The sequence below is a fragment of the Sphingobacterium corticibacter genome, assembly GCF_003076635.1.
Taxonomy (GTDB): domain Bacteria; phylum Bacteroidota; class Bacteroidia; order Sphingobacteriales; family Sphingobacteriaceae; genus Sphingobacterium; species Sphingobacterium corticibacter.
Window position 1 is genome coordinate 93,859 of sequence record NZ_QDKG01000002.1, and the last position, 24,246, is coordinate 118,104.

General features: G+C 43.6%; 20 protein-coding genes. 5 read left to right on the forward strand and 15 right to left on the reverse strand.

What is annotated here, in order from left to right:
* The first annotated feature begins 17 nt into the window (after positions 1 to 17).
* On the forward strand, positions 18 to 641 hold the full coding sequence (def, locus tag DC487_RS06360; RefSeq protein WP_116775577.1) for a peptide deformylase: 624 nt from the start codon (positions 18 to 20) through the stop codon (positions 639 to 641).
* A gap of 1 nt (position 642) precedes the next feature.
* Here the strand turns inward: def and DC487_RS06365 are convergent, their stop codons facing one another.
* From DC487_RS06365 to dcd, 5 genes are read right to left on the reverse strand one after another with little or no spacing between them, the layout of a single operon-like run.
* Positions 643 to 1,686 (reverse strand): glutaminyl-peptide cyclotransferase, encoded by a 1,044-nt coding sequence (locus DC487_RS06365; RefSeq protein ID WP_116775134.1) that lies wholly within the window; start codon positions 1,684 to 1,686, stop codon positions 643 to 645.
* A gap of 15 nt (positions 1,687 to 1,701) precedes the next feature.
* On the reverse strand, positions 1,702 to 2,058 hold the full coding sequence (locus DC487_RS06370; protein WP_116775135.1) for a YraN family protein: 357 nt from the start codon (positions 2,056 to 2,058) through the stop codon (positions 1,702 to 1,704).
* Between the two features lie 9 nt (positions 2,059 to 2,067).
* Positions 2,068 to 4,044: a DNA primase gene (dnaG, locus tag DC487_RS06375; RefSeq protein ID WP_116775136.1), complete on the reverse strand. Its 1,977-nt coding sequence runs from the start codon at positions 4,042 to 4,044 to the stop codon at positions 2,068 to 2,070.
* A gap of 35 nt (positions 4,045 to 4,079) precedes the next feature.
* Entirely contained in the window at positions 4,080 to 6,026 is a 1,947-nt protein-coding gene (locus DC487_RS06380) for a polysaccharide biosynthesis protein (protein ID WP_116775137.1), read from the reverse strand.
* A gap of 38 nt (positions 6,027 to 6,064) precedes the next feature.
* A complete protein-coding gene (gene dcd / locus DC487_RS06385) occupies positions 6,065 to 6,601 on the reverse strand; it encodes a dCTP deaminase (protein WP_116775578.1) in 537 nt (178 codons plus the stop codon).
* 102 nt (positions 6,602 to 6,703) lie between these two features.
* On the opposite strand from dcd, the gene DC487_RS06390 reads away from it, so the two are divergent.
* Complete coding sequence (locus tag DC487_RS06390; protein ID WP_116775138.1) at positions 6,704 to 7,348, forward strand: 4'-phosphopantetheinyl transferase family protein; 645 nt, start codon at positions 6,704 to 6,706, stop codon at positions 7,346 to 7,348.
* Positions 7,349 to 7,385: 37 nt separating this feature from the next.
* Positions 7,386 to 8,387, forward strand: coding sequence for a tRNA dihydrouridine synthase DusB (dusB, locus tag DC487_RS06395; protein WP_116775139.1), 1,002 nt, complete (start codon positions 7,386 to 7,388; stop codon positions 8,385 to 8,387).
* A gap of 24 nt (positions 8,388 to 8,411) precedes the next feature.
* Here the strand turns inward: dusB and DC487_RS06400 are convergent, their stop codons facing one another.
* The 8 genes from DC487_RS06400 to DC487_RS06435 all read right to left on the reverse strand — a co-directional run bounded on the left by DC487_RS06400 (position 8,412) and on the right by DC487_RS06435 (position 18,291).
* The gene (locus tag DC487_RS06400; protein WP_133228432.1) at positions 8,412 to 10,973 is read right to left on the reverse strand and encodes a hybrid sensor histidine kinase/response regulator; all 2,562 of its coding nucleotides are present in this window, start codon (positions 10,971 to 10,973) and stop codon (positions 8,412 to 8,414) included.
* A gap of 80 nt (positions 10,974 to 11,053) precedes the next feature.
* Positions 11,054 to 11,398 (reverse strand): response regulator, encoded by a 345-nt coding sequence (locus DC487_RS06405; protein WP_116775141.1) that lies wholly within the window; start codon positions 11,396 to 11,398, stop codon positions 11,054 to 11,056.
* Positions 11,399 to 11,410: 12 nt separating this feature from the next.
* Positions 11,411 to 12,775: an ATP-grasp domain-containing protein gene (locus DC487_RS06410; RefSeq protein WP_116775142.1), complete on the reverse strand. Its 1,365-nt coding sequence runs from the start codon at positions 12,773 to 12,775 to the stop codon at positions 11,411 to 11,413.
* Between the two features lie 159 nt (positions 12,776 to 12,934).
* Positions 12,935 to 13,702: a sulfite exporter TauE/SafE family protein gene (locus tag DC487_RS06415; protein ID WP_116775143.1), complete on the reverse strand. Its 768-nt coding sequence runs from the start codon at positions 13,700 to 13,702 to the stop codon at positions 12,935 to 12,937.
* A gap of 177 nt (positions 13,703 to 13,879) precedes the next feature.
* Positions 13,880 to 15,184, reverse strand: coding sequence for a dicarboxylate/amino acid:cation symporter (locus DC487_RS06420; protein ID WP_116775579.1), 1,305 nt, complete (start codon positions 15,182 to 15,184; stop codon positions 13,880 to 13,882).
* A gap of 34 nt (positions 15,185 to 15,218) precedes the next feature.
* Entirely contained in the window at positions 15,219 to 16,754 is a 1,536-nt protein-coding gene (locus tag DC487_RS06425) for an MATE family efflux transporter (protein WP_116775144.1), read from the reverse strand.
* Positions 16,755 to 17,033, reverse strand: coding sequence for an acylphosphatase (locus tag DC487_RS06430; RefSeq protein ID WP_116775145.1), 279 nt, complete (start codon positions 17,031 to 17,033; stop codon positions 16,755 to 16,757).
* 85 nt (positions 17,034 to 17,118) lie between these two features.
* A complete protein-coding gene (locus DC487_RS06435; RefSeq protein WP_116775146.1) occupies positions 17,119 to 18,291 on the reverse strand; it encodes an amidohydrolase family protein in 1,173 nt (390 codons plus the stop codon).
* Between the two features lie 332 nt (positions 18,292 to 18,623).
* On the opposite strand from DC487_RS06435, the gene DC487_RS06440 reads away from it, so the two are divergent.
* Positions 18,624 to 21,071 (forward strand): TonB-dependent receptor, encoded by a 2,448-nt coding sequence (locus DC487_RS06440; RefSeq protein ID WP_116775147.1) that lies wholly within the window; start codon positions 18,624 to 18,626, stop codon positions 21,069 to 21,071.
* Between the two features lie 84 nt (positions 21,072 to 21,155).
* Here DC487_RS06440 and DC487_RS06445 read toward each other — a convergent pair whose 3' ends face one another.
* Complete coding sequence (locus DC487_RS06445; RefSeq protein WP_116775148.1) at positions 21,156 to 21,809, reverse strand: hypothetical protein; 654 nt, start codon at positions 21,807 to 21,809, stop codon at positions 21,156 to 21,158.
* 246 nt (positions 21,810 to 22,055) lie between these two features.
* On the opposite strand from DC487_RS06445, the gene DC487_RS06450 reads away from it, so the two are divergent.
* Complete coding sequence (locus DC487_RS06450) at positions 22,056 to 22,556, forward strand: hypothetical protein (protein WP_116775149.1); 501 nt, start codon at positions 22,056 to 22,058, stop codon at positions 22,554 to 22,556.
* Positions 22,557 to 22,644: 88 nt separating this feature from the next.
* Here the strand turns inward: DC487_RS06450 and DC487_RS06455 are convergent, their stop codons facing one another.
* A complete protein-coding gene (locus DC487_RS06455; RefSeq protein WP_116775150.1) occupies positions 22,645 to 24,201 on the reverse strand; it encodes a gliding motility protein RemB in 1,557 nt (518 codons plus the stop codon).
* Between the last annotated feature and the right edge of the window lie 45 nt (positions 24,202 to 24,246).

Below are 24,246 nucleotides of genomic sequence, written 5' to 3' on the forward strand. Positions count from 1 at the left end.
TCCAGACCAGCACGCTTATGGCACAAAAAACTTCCACAAAGCAAAAAACCGAATCCACTTTTGCCGCACACGAACGCAAGCTCATCACCGATGGCAAGGGAACGATGCACGTTTATTTGGTGACCGATGAAAAGGAATTAGCCGTGTTGACCACGATTTCGGAAGATCTAAACCCGACTGATCCGCTCGTGCAAAAACTCAGTGCACGCATGTTAGCGACGGTACAAGACGAAGCACATGCGGGCGTTGGGATTGCAGCCCCACAAGTCGGAATCAACAAAAATCTGATCTTGGTACAGCGATTTGACAAAGCAAGACAACCATTTGAGAGCTATATTAACCCCAAAATCATCTGGCGATCTACGTTATTGCGCACAGGCGCGGAAGGTTGTTTGTCTATTCCAGATCGCCGCGAGGAGGTAGAGCGCAGCTATGCGATTCGTTTGCAATACGCATTGCCGACGGGAGATGTCATCGAAGAAAACGTGGAAGGTTTCACCGCCGTGATTTTTCAGCATGAAATTGATCACTTGTTTGGCGTTTTATACCCAGACCGCGTAGACGAGCAGGAAGCGACGCCGAGCACCTCTTTGAATACATCAATAAAATTCTCTGCTAAAGACGGTGCTCCGCGGCTCTAAATTATCTGGGCGACAAACGTACTTCGAATAGTTGTGTCCAGTCTTTTCCGGTCACGTAGAAGGTTTTGGTGTTGGCATTGTAGGCAATGCCGTTCATTTCGTTATTTATTGACTGACGCTCGCCATTATAAAGGCCTACAAAATTGACTTTACCTTCTACTACGCCTGTTTCAGGATTGATAATGACCACTTCGTCGCGGTCGCCATAATACAAATTAGCGTAAATCTTACCATCCACATATTCCAGTTCATTAAGATTCACCACCGGTCCACGATCATCAAACACTTCAATCGATCCAAGATCGCGAAAGGTGACAGGATCTACAAAGTATAAAAAGGAAGATCCGTCGGTTTTGATCAACCGCGTGCCATCGTAGGTAATCCCCCAGCCTTCTTGATTTGGATTGGTATAATCAAAGGTTTGCAATCGCTTTAAGCTGGATTTGTCATACACAAATCCTACTCCGCTCGTGTAGGTCAAGAAGATAATTTTATCCCCGACGATTGTCATTCCTTCACCAAACAACTCCCCATCTAAATCCGTTTTTTGAATCACATTGCCAGTTTTCAAATCTACTTTGCGAAGAGAAGAGCGACCTTGCATACCAGTAGATTCATATAAAACGCCATTTTCGTACTGCAAGCCTTGGGTGAAGGCTTTGGGATCGTGCGGATAGGTATTCAGCACTTCAAATTGATACGCTGTTGGTGTTGGTGGAACAATAAGAATATTGGTATAGGCAATGTCTTCTTTGCCTCCATAGTATATTTTGGCACTCAAGCTGCGATTACCGTAGTTGAATTGATTGCTATCGAATTCTAAGGCCGTGGTATCGGTCTTGCTCGCTAGCAGATCGCCATCTACCGAATAAATGACCGAATCCACTGTTTCATCAGGAAAGCGTAACGCCAATTGAAGCTTCTCCCCTTTCAATATAGACGTGCCTGCTTCTGGAGTTACAAATTCGAACCTTCCCTTTTGACTTTTACAACCTATCAGGAATAAACAGGCGGATAACGCTACCGCAAAAGCTTGGTATTTCATACGTGTATTTTTTATTTAATAGTGCCAAAAGGCATCTTTAATGTGTTCTATTAAGACTTCGTCTTCGGAGATGATGGATACAATATCAAAGCGTATTTCTCCTTCGTGTCCGTATTTTGCGAGATAAACATTCGCTAGCCTCACTAAGTTCTTTTGCTTCGCATAATTCACGGATTCTTCCGGATAACCATACCGCAACGAAGAACGGGTTTTGACTTCTACAAACACAAGGATGTCACCATCTTTCATGATAATGTCGGCTTCCACATGTTTGTGTCGCCAATTTACCGTAAGTATTTCGTAACCACAACTCCGAAGATAAGCTTGTGCGCGTTGCTCACCAAAATCGCCCTTAGCTTTCTTCTCGGTCATGCAGTGATTTTATTTGACAATGGTGTTGCCTAGGTATTCGCCGAGCATCATTTCCATATCTTTGTATTTCTTGTATTTGGCCATCAATATTTCCAAATCAACCGCCGATTGAGGTGATTTTAACTCTTCGCGAATCTTCTGCAGTTCGCGCTCTACCTTTCGTTTTTTCAAGCGGTATACCGTTTCGGTTACCAAACTTTTTAGGTGATCCAATTCCGTCGTGACATAAATCTTACGCTTGTCATCATTCCAATTTGGACTAAGCTCATACCGTGTAGCGATGAGCGTGACGGCAAGGTCAGAAACGCCGGGTTGCTGATCGGAAATGAAATGTTTGGCCTCGGGTATATCAAAGGTGGCCATCTTCTTCTTGAATACGTCGAAGATGTATGCGCTGGCAGGGTCTTCGAAACTGATATCGTCAAAGTTATTGATGAGATACGGCGCAATCGGCATATTCTCCACTTCTGGATCCCAGGTAACGAGCTCGTTGCCATAGTTTAACAATATGCGGATCAATTCTCGTTCTTGCAATATTTCGGGCGATAGCTTGGTACTTTGCGGTGTGGTTGCTGGTTGCGGTATGGCAGCAACTTCATCCGAACCCATCATCGCGGCAAAAAATTCGGCCGGAGGCTGATCGCCAGCGCTAGCGGCCGCCTTTTTCTCTTTGGCTGCCGACTTATTGATGCGCATTTTATTCAATTCCGACAGGAGAATCCTTTCCTCCATGTCCAACAAAGTGCTACATTGGCGGATATAGAGCGATACCTTGATTTCGTCAGGAATTAACGAAATACTTTCAACCACATCGCGAATCACTTCGGCTCTCTTGACGGGATCATTCCCCGAATCTTTGAGGAGAATATTGGTTTTGAAAAACACAAAATCCTCCGGATGTTTGTCGATATATTCCTTGAAATGCGCCGAGCCAAACTTCTGCACGTAGGAATCGGGGTCGTGCCCATCAGGAAAGAGCAAGACTTTGACATTCAATCCTTCTTCGAGCAACATATCGGTACCGCGCAAAGACGCTTTGATACCGGCAGCATCACCATCATAGAGAATGGTGACGTTCTTTGTATATCTAGAGATCAAGCGAATTTGTCCGCTGGTAAGTGACGTACCAGAGGAAGACACCACATTTTCCACGCCTGCCTGATGCATGGAAATCACGTCGGCATAACCTTCTACGAGGTAACAAATATCGGTATCCGAAATCGCTTTTTTGGCCAAATTAAGACCGTAAAGCACATCGGATTTGTGGTAAATCTCACTTTCGGGCGAGTTGACATATTTCGGAACGCTCTTCTCGGTTTTGAGCGTTCGCCCACCGAATCCGATGGCGCGTCCCGTGACATTGAATATCGGGAAGATTACCCGACCACGAAAGCGATCGTACATACTTTGATCTTCGCGCTGAATGGCGAGACCAATTTCTTTGAGGTATTCTTTCTGAAATCCCGCTTGCTCCGCCGCAGTGACCAACGCTTCCCATTTGTCCGGCGAGTAGCCCAAGGCAAACTTGCGAATAATATCTTCGCGGTAGCCGCGCTCTTTGAAATAAGATAGTCCAATGGAGCGGCCTTCTTCTGAATCCCAGAGTTGATCTACGAAATACTGACCTGCCCATTTGCTGAGCACAAATAAGCTTTCGCGCTTATCTTGCTTGGCCATCTGCTCAGGCGATCGCTCGACTTCCTCGACTTGAATGTGATACTTGTTGGCCAAGTAACGAATCGCTTCCGGATACGATAATTTTTCGATCTCCATCACAAACTTGAGCGAATCGCCACCAGCGCCACATCCGAAGCACTTGTAAATGCCTTTGGCTACAGAAACATTGAAGGAAGGGGTCTTTTCATCGTGAAACGGACAATTGCCAATAAGTGAGGTTCCCCGTTTTTTTAGGGGCACAAAGTCGCCTACAACCTCTTCTATGCGTGCCGTATCCAGGACTTTATCTACTACCTCCTGCTTGATCATACCCGAATGTACTAAGGATAACTAAAAAGAAAAAATTAATGTTTTTGCGCCGTCTTATTTTGCGCATCCGGTCCATCTAAATCCATAAATTTAGAATTCTGCGATGTAAATTCTGGCACTAGCGCTTTTACCCGACGCACTAAGTCCATTTGATCCATTTCTGGATCGGCATCTCTTACAAAGGTACAAAGGTTATCGATTTGCATCATACTCTTTTGTGCATCTTCGCTATTTACCAATGCAATCATAATCTTCTTATGATGCGTCTGTATGGTATTTTCGTCACTGGCTAACAATTCCTCATAGATCTTCTCGCCAGGGCGTAAGCCGGTGTATTTGATTTGAATATCTTCTGGATAACGGTATCCTTTGAGACGAATCATGCGCTTGGCCAAATCGGTAATCCGCACGGGCTTGCCCATATCAAATACGAATACTTCCCCACCTTTGCCCATGATCGCCGCTTCTTGCACCAATTGGCAAGCCTCGGGAATGGTCATAAAATAGCGCGTAATATCATGATGCGTAACCGTCAGCGGCCCTCCATTTTTCAACTGTTTTTCGAATAGCGGAATGACCGAACCATTGGATCCTAAGACGTTACCAAATCGGGTCACGATATAGTTGGTAGCACTTAATCCATTCAACGCAGAGACGTAGATTTCGGCAATCCGTTTGGTAGCGCCCATCACATTGGTCGGATTCACTGCTTTATCGGTAGAAATCATCACAAACTTATCCACACCATACGCACTGGCTAGATCGGCAACGATTTTGGTGCCGTGTACGTTGGTACGTACGGATTCGTACGGATTATGCTCCATCAGTGGCACGTGCTTGTATGCTGCCGCATGAAATACTACCTCCGGTTTATATTTTTTAAACACACTTTCCATGAATTTCCTATCACGTACATTGCCTACAATAAACGCACTATCTACTGAGATTAGATGTTTTAATTCTTGTTGCAAATCGTACAGAGGCGATTCGGCTTGATCCAATACAATAAGCTTCGCTTCAGTATTGATCGCAATTTGTCGTACCAGTTCGCTTCCAATCGAACCGGCACCACCTGTAACCAGTACAACTCGGTTCGACAAAGCTTCCGCAACGATAGGATTATCCAATTGAATAGCAGCTCTCCCCAACAAATCGGCAATCTGTAGCGGTCGCAACTGATTCACGGCGATTTGACCATGCAGCATTTTTGCCGAGGACGGCAATATCTTAATTTTCACCTCCCAAGATTCGATCACTTGTGTGATGTGATTTAAGCGTTCTTGATTATTATCATCCAGTGCGATTATGACTTCGTCTACATTCATAGATTGTAGCGAATTCTCACTGAGCTGATTGATGCTTAGTATCTTATATCCGTGAATCATCTTACCAATCCGCGACGGACTATCATCGGCGAAGGCCACCACTTTGTATTTCTGTTTGATATCGCTACGCAAAATATTGAGTGTAATTCCACCCATATTTCCTGCACCGAAGATCAAAACTCGCGTCAATTTACGACCATGCAAAAATAAGGATTCGTAGATGGTCCGGTAAAACACCCGAGCTGCAACGAGCGCCACAGTAGCCAGAAAGGCGTGCATAAATACGACTGCATAGGATAAGCGGAAATACTGCCCAAGCAGCTCTTCCCTTTGCAAGGTATTGCGCGCAATCAGAGAAATTAGCATTAATACACCCAATGCGCTAAAGGTGGCAATCATGATCCGAGCCGCATCTTGAATACCGGCCTGCCGGACGATACCGCGATACGTTCGATAAAAGATAAACGATAGGGTGTACGTGAAGGTTACCGTAAGTGATTTTTGAAACATCAGCTCAAAATCAAACCTACCTTTGGAGCTGTTAATTACATAGCTCGAAAAGTAGTAGCAAAAGAGCACGATCATAATATCGATGAGTAGTATTACCCAACGAGGATTATCTTTACGAAATCTTTTTGCAATAGATAGGATCGCCATGAACGGTAAAATAAGAATGTTTTAGCGTATTTTATGTGCTAAAAGGAGTTCTTCCACATCATGCTTTCGACTGGTCGTACGGTTTTAGTATTGTATTTGGCATTTCCTTTGGTGTTGTAAAGTGTTTCAATATCACCTTCTACATCAAAGTAAATTAATTGCCCAATCGGCATTCCAGCATAAATACGTACCGGTTGAGCTACGGAAATTTCCAGCGTCCACGTATTGCAAAAGCCCACGTCACCTTTACCTGCGGTGGCATGAATATCAATACCTAATCTTCCAGTACTTGATTTTCCTTCCAAAAACGGAACATGCTTGTGCGTCTCTGTATATTCTAAAGTAACACCCAGATACAAGGTATCGGGTTGCAGAACAAAACCATCTTCCGGAATTTCAAAATGATCTATCTCGTTGTGTTTCTTGGCATCCAATACACGATCGCGATAGGTAGCCAGGTACTTGCCCAAGTGTACGTCGTAAGAATTGGTACCAAGGCAGGTACGATCAAAAGGTTCAATGACTATCGTGCCTTCTTCAATCTCTGCCAGTATTCGCTTATCAGATAAGATCATATTTTCTCTTGTTAAACCCGACATTAGGAAAATAGCCGGGCATCAAAAATACATCATTGAATGATATTCAGCAAATTTCACTTTTGTTGCTTATTTTTGAATATGGGATTAGTCTATCTACGAGAGCTCGATGCGGACTCTAAATTTGCGATTTGGAAAATTGAGGAAACAGCTGACGAGTTATTATCCTTTCTACAACTCAATGACGTCGAGTCACATACGCTAAAAACCTTGAATAAAGGAAAGCGTACATTGCACTGGTTGGCTACTAGAGTGTTACTTCGACAATTGTTACAAACAGAAGAATATATTCAATGTGTGCCAGACCCAAATGGCAAGCCATATCTCCCGGATTACCCCCTGCAGATCTCACTTACACACTCTTTTGACTATGCTGGCGCCATGTTGAGTAACAGAGGAGCCTGTGGTATTGACCTAGAACTGGTGAAAGATAAAATTGAACGGATCAGAGAGAAATTTCTTCGGCCAGAAGAACTGGCTTTTATTCCCGCCACCTTGAATCGCATCGAACAGCTGTATGCGTGCTGGTGCGCAAAAGAGGCCGTATATAAGTTGCAAGGCAACAAAGGCACTTCCTTCTACCACAATATGACGATCTTACCATTTGAATACACGCCGCAAGGTGTGATGCAAGTTCGCTTGGATGCGCATGGTACCTCGCAATTATTTGATGTCTACTACGAACGCTTCAACGACTACATGCTGGGCTATGTAGTAGGATCTTAACACCTTAAAATAAAATATTTCGTATCTTTGTGCCGCTATGTCGGTAAAAATTGGAGATCATATAGATTTGGGCGCGTTCCCGCTATTACTTGCACCTATGGAAGATGTAAGTGATCCGCCATTTCGCTTCGTTTGTAAGCAAAATGGGGTGGATATGATGTATACCGAGTTCATCTCATCAGAAGGACTTATTCGCGATGCGGCTAAGTCGCGTCAAAAATTAGACATTTTTGAGTATGAACGCCCCATTGGAATTCAGATCTTCGGCTCTGAAATCGACCACATGCGCATGGCCTCGGAGATCAGCTCTCAAGCGGGTCCGGATCTGATTGATATCAATTACGGTTGCCCAGTCAAGAATGTCGCTTGTCGTGGCGCAGGCGCAAGCCTGTTGCAGGATATCGATAAGATGGTCGCGATGACCAAAGCCGTGGTAGAAGGTACAAATTTGCCAGTAACCGTAAAAACGCGCTTAGGCTGGGATGACAACACGAAAAATGTATATGAAGTAGCCGAGCGGCTGCAAGACGTGGGTATCAAAGCACTTTCTATTCATGGTCGCACGCGTGCGCAGATGTACAAAGGGCAGGCAGACTGGACAATGATCCGAGATGTCAAGAAAAATCCGCGCGTAAAGATTCCAATCTTTGGAAATGGCGATGTGGACTCCGTGGAGAAAGCGGCAGCATGGCGCCAAGAATACGAAGTAGACGGCATCATGATTGGTCGCGCCGCGATTGGCTATCCATGGATCTTTAGAGAGATCAAACACTTTTTTGAAACGGGTGAACACTTGGATGGCCCAACCATCAAAGAACGCGTTGATGTGTGTAAAACGCATCTGACAAAATCCATCGAGTGGAAAGGCGATAAAACGGGTATTTTTGAAATGCGCAGACATTATGCCAACTATTTCAAAGGAATCCCGAACTTCAAAGAATATAGAATGCGTTTGGTGAGCCTTCCTACGCTAGCCGAAATCTTGGAAGTATTAGAAGAAATCGAGCATCAGTTTGACCCGGAACTTATCCTTTCTTAAAATCCGTTCCCGCAGTCTATCTTGTTATCCAATTGGCTTAAATCGATCGGCAATATATTGCTCCAATCGATGATTGACCTCGCTCCAATAGGTAAGTAATTCTTCGGCCTCCGTCATTTTATCTTCCTGATTAAGCAAAGCTTTTTCTAATGGTTTCACGGGGCGAATTTCCTTGACTTTAATCTGTGCAAAGCGCGAACTAAGCTTATGCACCAATTCCCCCAAAGCGACCGCATTGCGCTCACGCAGATAACGCATACCATCTTGCAACATCGCGCTATTCCCCTGCTGCAACTCTTCCAACACCTCTTCCAGCATCGCATCATCGCCCATCGTAAACACTTCCAGATCTTCGAGATAAAACATAGGCTGTGATGAACCATCGGTAGCAAGACCAGACTCTTGCGATCCAGATGTGTCCCAAGCCACCTCTAGAATTTCGGTGATCGACTTCAAGAGTTTAATTTTTAAGATTGGTTTTGATATGTATGCATCGTACGCTGCTAACTCACTCTTCTCTTCATCGTTTAACAATACGTTGGCGGTCGATGCAATGACTTTCTTCGGCCGCATACCATCTGCCGTCAAAGCTGCAAGTAGCTCATGCCCCGTCATCTCCGGCATTTTGACATCGGTGATGACTAGATCATATTTATCCCCTTCTTGCTTCAAGTGCTGGTAGGCCATCAGTGGCTCGTTTATAGAGGATACATTTGCCCCATACTCGCTCAAGATCATTTCATACAGCTTCGTGATAAGTGGATCATCATCTACACAATAGATTTCCTTTCCTTTCAGTAAGGATTTTGACAAGCTAGCAATTTCATCTTTAGACACCGGCGCATCTGCCTTTTTCAATGGCAGAAAGAGGTGAAATGTAGAGCCCTCTCCCACCTTGCTCGTGACCGAAATCGTGCCATCTAACTGTTGCACCACTTTCTTCACCAGACCCAAACCTAGTCCAATGCCCTTCGATTTGTTCTTGTATGTACCTATTTGCTGATATTCTTCAAAGATCCGATTGATATTGGATTCTTGAATCCCTATGCCTGAATCGGCTACATCGATGCTCACTTCGTAAATGCCATCCGTCTCCACTACACGGGCAGTGAGTTTGACAAAACCCTTGTAGCTAAACTTAATCGCATTATGGATTAGGTTGTAGATGATCTGCTGAATACGGTAGGAGTCAGACGCTACATAAAACGGGTCTTCTGGCAGAGCATATTGCGCTTCTAATTTGGCGTCCGTGATCATATTGACCGTATTATCTTTGATCTGTTTCAGCAGTTCGGTCAGGTCAAACACGTTATCCGATATCTCAATGATGCCCGACTCGATTTTGGCACTATCTAAGATTTCATTGGCCACATTGAGTAAGTGTAACGAAGATGACTTAATGGAGCGCGCTTTGGTATCCGACGCATCAAGCAATTCGGCATAACCAATGATCGATGTGAGTGGCGTACGCAGTTCGTGGCTCATCGTTGTCAAAAATTGTTGCTTCGCAATGACCTCTCGCTTGGCCTTCTCTTCATTATTCAATATCTGTTCCTGATATTCTTTATTTTTATTGATATCTCGTCCTACTAAGAATACCAGTAAGAAGCTCAACACCGCAAATGAAACAATGACAACGATGATAGTGTGTTGGAAATTTTTGGAGAACGCGGCCGTTTGACGTGCCTGCTCCATCGTCTGATTATTCTCTTGAAAGCGCAAATCATTTAGTATTTGCTCCAAACCCATCGTAATACGCGCACTTTTTTGATAGAGCTTAATTTCGCTTTGATTAATACGCTCCATGAGCTCTAGCTCATCCGTATAATAATTCGTAAAAGCATCTTTTATCACGTCGGTAACTCGATCTTCGGTAGAAGGCACATCTACACGCTCAACGACCACGGTATCCGTAACGGTATGAACCACCGTGTCAGAAATCGTTTTGTAGGTTTGCTGCAGAACCTTGGGCTCCGGTTTTGGTGGTTTCGCCTTAGAAAATAATCGTTGGAAAAAGCCACGCTTTTTATTGTCGGGACTCTCTTTTTGGAAAAACATACTATCTGGAATATTCCGACTACGTATCTCCAGTGAGATACGATCCACAATATTGAGAGAATCGCTGGAGCTAAAGGTATCCAGCTTAGCCAATAGATCCTCCTCCAAGTTGTCCAGTACTTCCAACTGTTTTTCGCTACGCATGGATTTGAGCCCACGAAATTCATTCTTGATTTGCTCCAATACGCCCGGGATGGAGTCCAGATCCTGAATACCTGCCGAATCCAACTCATTCGAGTACAAAGATCGCAGCTGGCGAATGTTATCTCCGATAGAATCGATCAATAGCACATACTGATTGTCGAAATCTTCCGCCGGGTTCAGACTTTGGGTATAAAAGACATCATTGAGACGATGTAAATCTGCGGTGATTTGCCTGAAAAGCTCCCATTTCTTATTCGGGTTGGACAATTGTGCTACACGGTCTGTGAGTTCAAACAGGTTATTGATCGAATAGAAACCTATACCGCCAATACAGAGTGCCGACAGCATAAGAATGAAGAATATCTTGCTTTTTAGTGAATTCAAGGACGAGCAGATTTATGTAGCCATCTATTGATCGCAAGGTGCCAGTAACACCGTGCGATCAATGTGAAATGGAATTAACCTTATTTCAGCAGCGCTAGTAGCTCTGAAGGATTGAAAGGTTTGTTGAGGAAAGTGGTGACACCCAGCGACTGTGCTTCTTCACGCAGTTGCTCATCGAGCATGCGGCTCATCACAATCACATTGCTCACCGATGTGTTTTCCCTGATCCAACGTACCAAATCAATGCCATTAGTATCTGGCAAGCGGTAATCCACTAATGCCACATCAAATTCCGTTCGTTGTAGTTGCTCCTTTGCAGAAGCGCCATCTGTTGCTTGCGATGCTTGATGTCCGTTTTTGTTTAAGTAGTTGCTCACTAGCTTACAAAACATCAAATCATCCTCTATAACCAATACATTATTCATAACTTTTCTTGCTTAGTCAAACATTCTTTTAGCTTGCTGGTCTATCGTGTACACAGCCATACAGCTTTGCACAAAACCTTCAATCAACTCATCTAGCCCTAAACCCAATATACCGAAATTTTTAATATCGAACAAGATCAGACGCACGTCGTCATACGACCAACCGTCTGTGTTTTTCACCGATAGATTGGTTCCATACACTTCCCACGAATCCAATCCTTCGGGCAAGGGCTGATTAAGTGGATACTTAGATTTACGAGAATAAATGGCTAATGGCCGCATTCCCTTATCTGTTGCATGCACCATCATCCGCGCATCGAAAGCAAAGCTTCGGTTCTTCGTATCCGGCAAGGTACCTATATGGTAAAAGGCATTTTCGAACTTTTCGTTTGCATTGCTGAAGATTAATTCCTGAATCAGGTATTTATCATCTGGATTGGCCGATAACGCTTGGTAAGCTTTATCAAACTCCGCTTGCGAAGTCACCGTGTACACACCTTGTCCCGCATTGCTATCTGGCACCTTGATCACCATGCTTCCTTCTAATTGATCATAGTAAGAAGCTAATTCGCCAAGTGACACATCTAAGAACGTTTTGGGCACATAGATCTCCAATCCATCTTTCTTAAATTCTTGGTTAAAGTCGGCATATGCTTTGTAAGCGGCACTTTTGTTTCGGCCTCCGGCCAAACAAGCTTCAATTGGGTTCAACAACAAGGTTTTGGATTTCTCGGGGATACGATCCCAAGGATGCTGTGTGACATAACGAAATGCCGCTCTGATCGGCACCCAATTGCCTTGTTCGTCTTCGATGTGTAGTTTCCCGTTTTCAAACTTCACGGATTCCGTATCGCTCGACTTGTATTCTGCTAAGTAAACCGGCTCGCCAAACACATCGGCAATCGCCGAGGCATAGCCTACGTTTTCCATCGGATTTTTATCATAGATCAGGGCGAGGGCGCCCGTCTCTTCATGTGCGTCTACGATCGGCTTGAACGTATCGTTCATCAATTTGTAGTAGCCGCCACTTTCTGGATCAAACTCCGGCAAAGGCATGGATTTTTGACCAGAAGGACAAGAGTTCGTCTCGATAACTACGAGCTTTTTCTGCCCTTTGCTATTTACTACGTGCATTAAGTCGGTACCCGCCCATTTGAAATATTTTGGAGTGTAATTAATCACCTTTTCCAATGCTTCGCTCTGCACATGTGGATTTAAGCGCACATAGCGTTCTACGAGCTGATGATTGTTTAGATTTAAAAAATAAGACACCAATGGGTGCAGATTGGAGTTCAATGCGCGTGGATACCAGTGATCCGCCGGCTCAAAATCGCCCGGCTCTACCAAATGAACACCTTTAGAAATGGACAGTTTCATATATTATATTTTGTCTTTTTTTATGGTCTTATGCGCTATCCGGATCTCTATGCTTGTAGCTTTGTGAACATCGGGGATAGCGTATCTTTAATTATTATTTCTCATGGTAACCTATCTTGCCTACCTTTTGTTGAGCGATGAGGCAAAAATCTTGTTTATTTATACCGACACATCAGCGAGGTACGATAGAATGTATGCTTTGTTTTTAATCAACATATAGATTCCGCTCAGTACCATACTGGATACGACGATCATGCGAAACATGTATTCAGAAATGCGACCGAGCAACTTGCGCCCAAAGTAAACGCCAACCATGGACGCTGCACCAACGATCAAACCGTATTTCACGATTTCACCATTAATAAGCCCTAAGGCAGCATAGCTGATGATTTTAGTCACGTGCAACAATATCGCATTGGCCGAACGAGTTCCCAGCAGTGCTTCTTTGGACATGCCGTACTTAAGGTATGCCGAATTCATCAACGGACCTACGCCACCAATTAGTCCCGACAGAAAGGACACCACCAAGCCCATTGGTGCAAAATGCCAGGCTTTAATCGAACTTTTCTGCTCGACTTCCGTTTTACCTGGCGCCTTGAATTGTACGACAGTAGAAACCAGAAACAACCCTATGATAACTTGTAATAAATCGGTAGGCACCTCGGCCAACAAACGTGCACCAAGCACTGAACCAATTACCGTAGAAGGAAAAAGCCATTTGAACAAATGCCAGTCAATATCCTTCCAGAAGAAAAAAGTTTTAGAAACGCTACTACAAGCGATTCCTATAGTCATAATCGGCGCTACACCTTGTACACCAATGAATGCCGCAATAATCGGCATGACTAACAAACTGGCTCCTCCTCCGCTGAGGACACTTAAGATAAAAGTTATGATAACCCCAATGATGAGGAATATTAAATACATATAAACGGGTTTGATTCTGCCACTATGTTGACATAAGAATCAAAAATGATGCCTTTTAGGTAAAATAGAATGGTCTTGAAGGGCCGATGAATCGTTTCAGCTACGTTAAACGCGTATTTACCGTAAAATGTTAACGTTTATTAACGTAATAAGAAAATTACGCAGATGTGGACATGCTTAGGCAAGCTCTTCGAGATTCACCCCATCCAGCGCATCATGCAACTGCTGAGAATCCAATTGCTTTTCCCAGCGTGCCACAACCACTGTGGCTACAGCGTTGCCTACCAAATTAGTAAGGGCCCGGCATTCGGACATAAATTTATCGACGCCCAAGATCAAGGTCATACCTGCTACAGGAACTTCGGGCACCACGGCGATCGTAGCTGCTAAGGTAATAAATCCCGCTCCAGATACTCCAGCTGCGCCTTTGGAACTGAGCATCGCAACCAAGAGCAAAATAATTTGCTGATCTAACCCTAGCTCGATGTCGCATGCTTGCGCAATAAATAACGCGGCTAAGGTCATGTAGATATTGGTGCCATCCAGATTGAAAGAATAACCTGTCGGCACAACAAGTCCGACCACGGGTTTGGCACATCCAGCCTTTTCCATTTTCTGCATCAGACTCGGCAACGCCGATTCGGAGGAACTCGTAGCTAACACCAATAACAATTCATCTTTCAGATACCGCAGCAGCTTAAAAATATTAAATCCATTGTATCGCGCTACCGCTCCTAATACCACAGCGATAAAAAAGAAAGCCGTCAAATAAAATGTAAGCACCAAAAACAACAGGTTGGACATCGCACTCAAACCGTACTTGCCGACGGTGAAAGCCATTGCGCCGAAGGCGCCAACAGGAGCTAATTTCATCAGCATACTCACCACCTTAAAGATGGGATGCGAGAGTGCTTGCAAGAAATCATATACGGGCTTACTCTTATCGATCGTCGTAGCGATGCCGATTCCAAAAATTATCGCTGTAAATAGCACTTGTAAGATATTCGTACCTGTTAATGGGCTCACCAAAGTTTGAGGAATGATGTTCATGACGAACTTGACCAAGGATGATTCCTTGGCACCAGCCACATATTCCGAAACGCTATCCAGATCCAAGCTTTCGGGATCAATGTGCAAGCCGCTGCCCGGCTGAACGAGGTTGCTCACGATGAGTCCGATGATGAGTGCAAGCGTAGAAAAAGTAAGGAAATAAATAAATGATTTTCCAGCCACCCGACCGACCTTCTTCATATCATTCATGGAGGCGATGCCCAAAGTAACCGTGATGAAGATCACGGGCGCAATAATCATCTTAATAAGCTGGATGAATCCGTCGCCTAGCGGCTTTAATGACTCACCTGTGTCGGGATAAAAATGACCCAAAAAAACGCCTGCCGCAATGGCAAATAGCACTTGCACATAGAGCAACTCGTAAAATCTTGGCTTACGCTTAGGCGCGTCTACACGTATAGATTGCGGCATGATTGGCATGCGATCAGGTTTAAAATTTCAGAGATTACTTCGATGGCTGATTGGCCGCTTTAGCAGCTCCATTCCATAGGCGCATAATCATCGCCTTTTCACTAATCCCTACCGCAGCGACATACACTACAAGTAGCAAATTACACCACCAGAAATTACTATTTAATGGCCCTTGCATGATGGCGGACAATAGAATAGCACTTAGTAAATATAAAGAAATCTTACCAACCGTGTAAGGAATGGGATAATTTTTTTGCCCCCAGAAATAGGACAACGAAATCATACATAGGTAAGTAACAGTCGTACTTAATGCTGCTCCCACATACGAATAACGTGGAATGAAAATAATGTTCAGCACGATAGTGACGATAGCTCCAATCACCGATACATATAGACCATATCGTGTCTGATCAGTGAGCTTGTACCAGATCGAAAGGTTCATATAGATTCCCAACAAAACGTAGTTAAACATCAAAACAGGAACGATAAAAAGCCCTGACCAGTATTGCGCTTGCTTGACAGGGTCTTGCGCACTCAGGTAGTACTTTACCCAATCTAGATTAGCACACATAGCCAACATACCCACCACCATAAATACGACAAAATAAAGCATAATGTTGGCGTACGTTTTCTTGGCATTTTCATTTTTGGCGTAGGAGAAGAAGAAGGGCTCTGCTCCTAAACGAAATGCGGTTACAAAAAGACTGATGAAAACGGCTATCTTAGATACAGCGCCATAAATCCCTAAATCGACTTTACCCGATGCTCCCTCAAAAAGATGGGGAAACATCATCTTATCCAAATGTTCGTTGATAATAAATGAGATATTGGCTATTAAGATCGGAAAGCTGTACCACAGCATACTTTTAAGAAGTGATTTATCAAGTCGCAAACGAAGACTGAAAATTTGAGGCAGTAGTAATAGCAATGTGGAAATACTGGCGATGAGATTGGCTAAAAAGATATTGCCCAACACCCAGTCAGCCTGAAACCAGCCCGCGAAAAACACCCGCCAGAAATCGCTATCTGCAATAAGCTGCGGAAAGAAAAAGAGAAAAAGTAGATTAGCACCAATATTAACAGTAATATTTAGAACCTTCAGTGCACCGTATCGGATGGCCTTACCTTCGGCACGTAGCTTCGCGAACGGAACAACGGCGAGTGCATCAGCAATTAAAATACCCAAAAATAATTGAATGTAGGTACTGTAATCTGCGGATTCTCCACCCTCATTAAACCAAATCGCTATATTATCTTTCGTGAAATAAATGGTAATTCCTAAGAGCAAGGAGGTTAACAAAGTCACAAAAAAAGCGTGATCAAACACCTTTCCCTTTTCTTCAGGTTTCACTTTTTGCAAAAATCTGAAAAAGGTGGTCTCCATACCGAAGGCCAGAAATGCATTGAACATGGACATCCATGCGTACAAGTTGGTGTAGACACCAAATGCGGCTGGACCATTAAGCCTATTAACAAAGATGGGGGTCAAGAGAGCATTGACCAGGCGCGAGACAATGGTGGTAAAACCATATATAATTGTATCCGTCAAAAGCCGCTTGATACCAGTCACCTACCGTTGTTTTTTGTATACTTCAAAATTGTGATACGACTTTGGCTCTACTTCCACGATCTGTACATCCTCTACCGCAGCATAATCAGGACCTTCCCAGCACCATTCTTTGATGCTGTCTAATGCGAAGTCATCACCTACAGCCTCTAAAAACACAGAACCATCGTCTTGATTGACGACATAACCTTTTACACCTAATTGATCGGCAACGGCTTTGGTAGATGCCCGAAAATGCACGCCTTGTACTTTACCGGTTACGGTGATATTCCACTGTTTCATGCTTGCAAATATAGTCGGACATTTCCGATTTAATGCCATTCATTTTGCGATCCGATCAAGACCTCGTAATCATTCCGATAAAATATTAAACAATCCGTTGTACGGACGCTTGTGCAGTAAGCGATAAGCCGTCTAAACCCTTAATTAAAAGTAGTCCCGGAGTTTTACCAACTTCCAAAGAACCGTATTTGTCTTCTAAGCGGAGCGCTGTAGCGCCATTGATCGTAGCCCAAGCGATGGTCGTTTCTAAAGACAAATCCTCAAATTCTTCATGAATGGCCTTTAACTCTTCTAAAATATCCAACGTATCATTCGATGCTAAACTATCTGTGCCAATCATGAGTTTCTGCTTGCTCAACACGAAGTTTTGCACTTTTGGCAGGCGCCCCTCAATATACAGGTTAGCTTTTGGACATAAGCAGTAATACACATCTCTTCCGATCCGCGTGACATAATCCATATCCTTCGGAGCAGTGTACGTATTATGAACCAACACCACCCGATTCTCTTCTGGCAAGAACTGAATACTATTTTGCAACGCATTCTTTCCATTGGCCATCACATGTTCATGCGAAATATTATTTTCTTTATAAAAATCAAGAAATGCGCCTTGTTTGTAACGGAAAAACTTATTTTCCTCGTCACTTTCCTGATTATGGATACTGAATATGTTCTTGTTATCCACCTTATCGGAGAGTGATCTTAGCAATTTCTTAGAGCAAGAATAGGCTGCATGTGGCGTAATCGAAGTGCGTTGGGGCTCGAACTCATATTCAGTATCTCTTGCTTGATCAACTCTTTCGTCGGCTACCGCCGGATCAAAACCGATCAATTCTACAAATGTATGGTAGCAGATCGGGCTTTCCGCCTTAACAGCGGCCGAAACTGCGGTATTGACATGGTCTCCGACAACTTGTATTCCCTTAGCATACATGTCCTGATCTGCCTTGATCATCGCCTGCGCAATGTCCTCTTGCGAAGCTACTCTCTGCGACATGACGGTACTTAGAAACTTTGGCAAGCCTGTACCTGTAGGCACTTTGCCTCTCATATGAGAAAGTTCGAGATGGCAATGCCCATTCACAAACCCAGGTATCAAAACACCCTCATACCGGGTCAATTCTTTATCTTGAAGTTGCGGATCCGCGGAGTGGTAAACCCCAATAATGAGGCCCTTTTCATCCAAAGCAACAACTCCACCTTTAATGACAGGAGACGTGACGGGAATAATGTAATCCGCAGTATAGTAAGTTATCATCTAGCGCAAAAATGAGTTTATGTGAAGAAATAACCCTTCACCTTTGTAATCAAACGTAAAGAAATCTGAGCGGATTTAAAAATTAACAGCGCTCAAAAATTTGCTACTTCTGAAATTTAGGCTTTTATATTTTGAAGGAAAAATATAGCTTTGCGCCATCGATTAGGGGTGCCTTGTTTTTAGTAACACAAATACAGGCTGAGATTATACCCAGTTTCACATAAGCGGGAACATACCTGATCCGGATAATGCCGGCGTAGGGAGGGAAGTTAAATAGAAAGTGTTGTAAACCCCTTGCAGCACTCCGTTTAACGATTAAAAAACAAATTAACATGATGAAGCACTATATTGCTTTATGGGCGTTTTGCCTAATGGCCTGTGCAGCATTCGCACAAGAAAAATTTTCTGTTCTTGTGGTCGATGAGCAGTCCCAACCTATTAATGGAGCTACGGTATCTATTGGCCATGTAACACAAACGACAAATTCACGTGGCACTGCTCAATTCACTACACGTACTGCTTCTACACTGGTAAGGGTAAGTTATGTAGGCTACGAAACGGTATCGCAAACCATTCCTATCGGGCAATCCAACCTCAAAATCACTTTAAAACCTGCCATTCGTCAGACAGGAGAAGTATTTGTACAATCAACAAGAGCGCGCGAAAATAGCGCGACTACATTTCGGAACATCGGCAAAGAGGAGCTACGCAAAACAAATTTGGGACAAGATATTCCTTTCTTGTTGGATCAGACGCCAGGCGTTGTGGTTAGTTCAGATGCTGGTGCCGGAATCGGCTACACGAGCATGCGGATTCGCGGATCAGACAATGAACGGATTAATATCACTCTAAATGGCATCCCACTGAACGATGCCGAAAGCATGGGTTCCTTTTTTGTGAATCTACCCGACTTTACCTCTTCGGTAGAGAGCATACAGGTGCAGCGCGGTATTGGCACCTCTACCAATGGTGCTGGCGCATTTGGCGCTTCGGTCAACATTCAGACCGATGTATTGGAAACGCAACCTTACGCTGAATTAAATAACTCCTACGGCTCATTTAACTCTTGGAAAAACACGGTCAAAGTGGGATCAGGTTTACTCAAAGATAAATATGCTTTCAATGCACGCTTATCACGCATCGCAACGGACGGATACGTCGAGCGCGCCTCGGCCAATATGCAATCCTTCTATCTGGATGGTGGATTGTACACACAGAAACATACCTTGAAAGCGACTTTATTTTCGGGTAAACAAACGACTTATCAATCTTGGTACGGCACACCCGAGCCTTTGCTTACAGGCAATAGGGAGCAGTTACCAGCCTATGCCGATGCGATGGAATTGTATGATGGGCCTGAGCGCGAGCGCTTGTTGAATGCAGATCGTCGCTACAATTTCTATACGTACGATGGCCAAACTGACAACTATCAGCAAACGCACGCACACTTGCAATACAACTATACTCCCGGCCAGAAATGGAGCTTGCAAAGTGCCTTGCACTACACGCGCGGTGCGGGTTATTTTGAGGAATACCGTGCAGACGATCGCCTTTCTCGCTATAATCTTCCGAATGTTATCCATGGTACGGACACGATATCTCGCACGGATCTGGTAAGACAACGCTGGTTGGACAATCATTTTTATGGAATTACCTATTCTGCCAACTATGCCGTTTCCAATAATTTGCGATTTACGCTAGGTGGCGCGTACAATGAATATATTGGCGATCATTATGGTGAAGTCATTTGGGCACAGTATGCGTCTACTGGAAATTTGGGCGATCGGTACTATCTCAATGATGCCAAAAAGACTGACTTCAACATCTATGGTAAAGCCGATTACAGAACAGAGAATTGGTTGCTGAACCTTGATCTACAATACCGCAACATCAACTACCGTGCAGAAGGTCCTGATCATAGGGAAGTATACCTGAACTTCCGAGATAATCTCAATTTCTTTAATCCAAAGGCTGGCGCTACATACTTTATCAACGAATCGGCAAATATCTATGGCTCGTATGCTTATGCGAGTAAGGAGCCGGTGCGCAAAGATTATGCGGAGAATCCGCTTAATGAATTCCCAAGACCAGAACGGATGCATAATGTGGAAGTGGGTTATCGATTACGCCAAGCGAAGTTTAATTTGGGGGTGAATGCCTACGCGATGATCTACAAAGATCAGTTGATCTCGACAGGTGCTTTGAATGATGTGGGCGGATCCATCCGCCAGAATGTTCCAGATAGTTATCGTACCGGCGTGGAGTTCGATGGTGCATGGATAATTTCTCCACAGTTCGAATGGCGCGCTACGGCGGCGTTGAGTGCTAACAAGATTCGTAATTTTGTGGAATACATTCCGATCTATGATGCTTCTTGGGAATTAGCCGGAGAGCAGATAAACATGTATGACAAAACGAATATTGCGCTTTCACCGAGCACGGTCTTATCCAGTGATTTTACCTACCGTCCACTAGAACCTTTGGCCTTGAGCCTGACGAGTAAATATGTATCGCGTATGTATTTGGATAATACATCGTCTTTAGATAGAAGTATTGACCCTTCATTTGTCAATAATCTTCGCGCAGTGTATACCTTATCTGCTTGGGGATTGGAGCGCGTGGATCTGAACTTGGCGGTAAACAATGTGCTGAATGCCAAGTTTGCTACCAATGGCTATACCTGGGGCTCCATTGATCCATCGGGAACGCATAATTTCTATAATTTCTACTTCCCACAAGCAACAACCAACTTCTTATTCGGGTTGAATATTCGTTTCTAATATCACATATTACAACGCTGCTGTCGATCCTTTTTCACCTCATCGGCAGCAGCGTTTTTACGATTCTTTCAGTCGCCCAACACACTACCTACCGATTCCCATGCTTAATTGTAGATACACCGTCCCGGTGCGATCGCGTGGTGCATTTGCCAATTCGGTATTTCCCACTTTCCACGGCCGTCGACTAAGACCAGTTTGGTAGCCCATTTTAAATTTTGTACGATACGTTGCTGTAAAGAGATCATAAGTCTTGAAAGTGATTCCGAGATCTACCACCGGTGTGGTGTGGCTGAAGCGTGTTTGATTGGATGCTGTCGTTAAATAATCATCGAAACTGCCTCCTATGTTATCCTTATCAAGGAGTGCAGTAGCAAACTGAGCGCCGACGCCCAATGATGGCACGACCACCCAGCGATTGATGTGGAACATGTTGGTCGCGACGAAAACTGTTGGCGTCGTCGCGCCAAATTTGCTATCCCGACCGATACCATACATCCGCGAAACATTTCCGCCTAGCAGCACCTTATTCAAGCGATAAGCAATTCCTAACGCCACGTTAATGCCCACGGGTGAGATAGCGCTCAGATCTTGATTTTCCAGTGCGCGATTGAAAGACGGAGCACTAAAGTAGCTTCCACCCACATGCACATTCCACTCAAAGGGCAAGCTGTTAAATTGTGCCTGTGAGGAAGTGCTTAAGAGCATGCAAAGCATGATGAAAAATGGTATTTTAATCATGAAAAGAGATTGCAATTTTGGAAATATCACACAAAGAATACTGTTATAACAGAACGCATCTAAGACAAAGATAGAACTTAAAGAGAACCGAAATTGTTTTGCCATAACATGCAATTCTCACTCCGATTTTTAAATGAATATTAGTAGAAATGCTTGGCTATATGCAGCCTTTATCAGCATCCAAATACTTTTCCTTGAAACAATACGCTATCGTTCTGGTTGTTATCAGTATAAAACATATAAGACATGAAAAAGATAGCCAACTTAGCTTGGGTCGCAGGTGCGGCCGTATTTTTAATGAGTGCTTGCAATAGTGGCCCGCAAAATGCCCATGAGCAAGCGGTTGATCCTGCTTTGGAGGAACCTACTACTGGAGATGACAATATGCACATAGACTACGAGGTAGCCGATCATTTCTTAGTCAAACATACGGTTAAAGAAGTGCCTTCGAATCCCAAAATAGAAACTAAAGAAGAATTCGACCGTATTTTTTATTGCACCGAAGAAGACAAAAAGGCACATGAGATTGATTTCTCTAAAAACTACGTCATCGCAGTTTTAGCACCAGATCCAGCTTTGCGCACCACTGTGCAACCGATTAGCTTACGTGATTCTGAGCCTGATGAAGTGGTGTTTTCGTACCGTTGGGTGAGTGGTTCAGCACAACCTGATACTACGCGTTCAAGCATTGCCTTAGTGGTAGACAAGAAGTACGACGGAACAGTTATATTAAATGAAATGAAATAAATCGATCTGAGATAGACCGATCATACCAACAGAGCCTGATAATCAATTTTATCAGGCTCTGTTGGTATATTAACAACTAAGATCTAAATTAATACTCGGTCTGGAAAGTACGGAATGTAGATCGTAAACCGATTGTGAAGATATTAGCCGTCGTTTTTCCAATGGAATTCGGCGCATCTTGAATTCTATTGATAAATCCGACTTCTGCTCGCAGATTATAGCGAGGATTAATGATATAGGCCGCTCTTAACTCATTATAGAACAGATTGCGAAGATCGCCCTGTCCAATACGATTCCCCAACTGTGGAATATCCTGCCGAAATATATCTTGACCAACGTTGGTTGATATATCTGAATCTACACCATAACGAGCATACATACTTTGCCCATACAAATCAAACCGTTTCCAACGGTACGTCAGTATACCTAATATTTCCCGAAAATTTGCACCATTTGGATGTGCAATCGGTTCACCATTATTGCTATAATTGATGCGGTTGTTTTCGTTTTGATACGTATATGGTGCAGCTTGATTGAATTCTACAGTAGCGTTTAATCGATCCACATTAAATAGATCGTGCGTTTTGACACCAAATTGATAAGAAGTACGACGATCACTATCTTTATTGAAGCTAAACTTGGAGAGTCGATCCGCATACAATTGTCCATAAACAATCCATTTAGGAATTGGTCGATACTTCACATTTAAGCCCAAACCGCCATTTGCTCCCGATTCCTCGAGACCATGATCTTGCGCCCAGATCAAGGAATGAAATGCACCAATCGTCAGATTATTGGTCGCAAGATAATCCACATATTGAAAAGCCGCATACTTTACACCCTCTCCTAAACGTGTGGTGAATGCTTGATCACCACCATACTCACGTGGATTGAATCTATCTAACATCGTACCCCAAATACTATTGTATTGAAAGCGCTTCACCTTTCCAGAGAAATGAGCGTGTGCAAAATTGTACGGGCTTTCGGATACCAACATGGAGCGATAGCCATCACCAATGTGCAATTTATCATAGGCCAAGGTCACACGAAATGCAGTATCTACCTCGTAAGTCATATTCACCGTCGTATTCATCCAGTCAAATTCACTGGTTGGAACATTCTTGGAAAACCCTTGCCCAGGCAAGCCACCAATGCGCAAAGCACTGTTGTCTATATGTGTTGGGAAGCGTGCCTGATTTTCAAAAAAATTGACGTACAAAGAGAACTTCTCCCCTACGGTTAGTCCGGCTTGTGCACCGCGGGTATTAGTCCACAAATTTTTCTGATTCGTACCACGCTGTGTTCCAATTATTAAATCGGGCAAAAAATCGAGATAGAAAGTATGATCCTCCTTCACGATCTGCACCAAATGTTCATCGAATATTTTTCGAAGAAACCAGTTTTTAGACGTATCAGCAGGTCTAAGTGGATCATCCGAATATCCTAATGACTTTTTTACTAAAGGTTTTACAGCAGTATGTCCAAGGGTAGTGTCGTTATAGAGCTCCTTCTGAAAATACTGATATCGTTGATAGGAATAGGGTTGATACTTAATCTGCCCAACAGCAAATTGTGCCAGCCCAGCAAAGAGGAGAAAAAGCGATAATCTTTTAGCGAAGTAGTGTGTCTTTTTAAGCGTATCCATCGATCCATCGAATATTGATGAATCGAAGATACGCTTTTTAGAATA

Coding starts and splice junctions, on each gene's coding strand:
- def (WP_116775577.1), top strand. CDS start 18: ATGGCACAAAAAACTTCCACAAAGCAAAAAACCGAATCCACTTTTGCC.
- DC487_RS06365 (WP_116775134.1), bottom strand. CDS start 1,686: ATGAAATACCAAGCTTTTGCGGTAGCGTTATCCGCCTGTTTATTCCTG.
- DC487_RS06370 (WP_116775135.1), bottom strand. CDS start 2,058: ATGACCGAGAAGAAAGCTAAGGGCGATTTTGGTGAGCAACGCGCACAA.
- dnaG (WP_116775136.1), bottom strand. CDS start 4,044: ATGATCAAGCAGGAGGTAGTAGATAAAGTCCTGGATACGGCACGCATA.
- DC487_RS06380 (WP_116775137.1), bottom strand. CDS start 6,026: ATGGCGATCCTATCTATTGCAAAAAGATTTCGTAAAGATAATCCTCGT.
- dcd (WP_116775578.1), bottom strand. CDS start 6,601: ATGATCTTATCTGATAAGCGAATACTGGCAGAGATTGAAGAAGGCACG.
- DC487_RS06390 (WP_116775138.1), top strand. CDS start 6,704: ATGGGATTAGTCTATCTACGAGAGCTCGATGCGGACTCTAAATTTGCG.
- dusB (WP_116775139.1), top strand. CDS start 7,386: ATGTCGGTAAAAATTGGAGATCATATAGATTTGGGCGCGTTCCCGCTA.
- DC487_RS06405 (WP_116775141.1), bottom strand. CDS start 11,398: ATGAATAATGTATTGGTTATAGAGGATGATTTGATGTTTTGTAAGCTA.
- DC487_RS06410 (WP_116775142.1), bottom strand. CDS start 12,775: ATGAAACTGTCCATTTCTAAAGGTGTTCATTTGGTAGAGCCGGGCGAT.
- DC487_RS06415 (WP_116775143.1), bottom strand. CDS start 13,702: ATGTATTTAATATTCCTCATCATTGGGGTTATCATAACTTTTATCTTA.
- DC487_RS06420 (WP_116775579.1), bottom strand. CDS start 15,184: ATGCCGCAATCTATACGTGTAGACGCGCCTAAGCGTAAGCCAAGATTT.
- DC487_RS06430 (WP_116775145.1), bottom strand. CDS start 17,033: ATGAAACAGTGGAATATCACCGTAACCGGTAAAGTACAAGGCGTGCAT.
- DC487_RS06435 (WP_116775146.1), bottom strand. CDS start 18,291: ATGATAACTTACTATACTGCGGATTACATTATTCCCGTCACGTCTCCT.
- DC487_RS06440 (WP_116775147.1), top strand. CDS start 18,624: ATGATGAAGCACTATATTGCTTTATGGGCGTTTTGCCTAATGGCCTGT.
- DC487_RS06445 (WP_116775148.1), bottom strand. CDS start 21,809: ATGATTAAAATACCATTTTTCATCATGCTTTGCATGCTCTTAAGCACT.
- DC487_RS06450 (WP_116775149.1), top strand. CDS start 22,056: ATGAAAAAGATAGCCAACTTAGCTTGGGTCGCAGGTGCGGCCGTATTT.
- DC487_RS06455 (WP_116775150.1), bottom strand. CDS start 24,201: ATGGATACGCTTAAAAAGACACACTACTTCGCTAAAAGATTATCGCTT.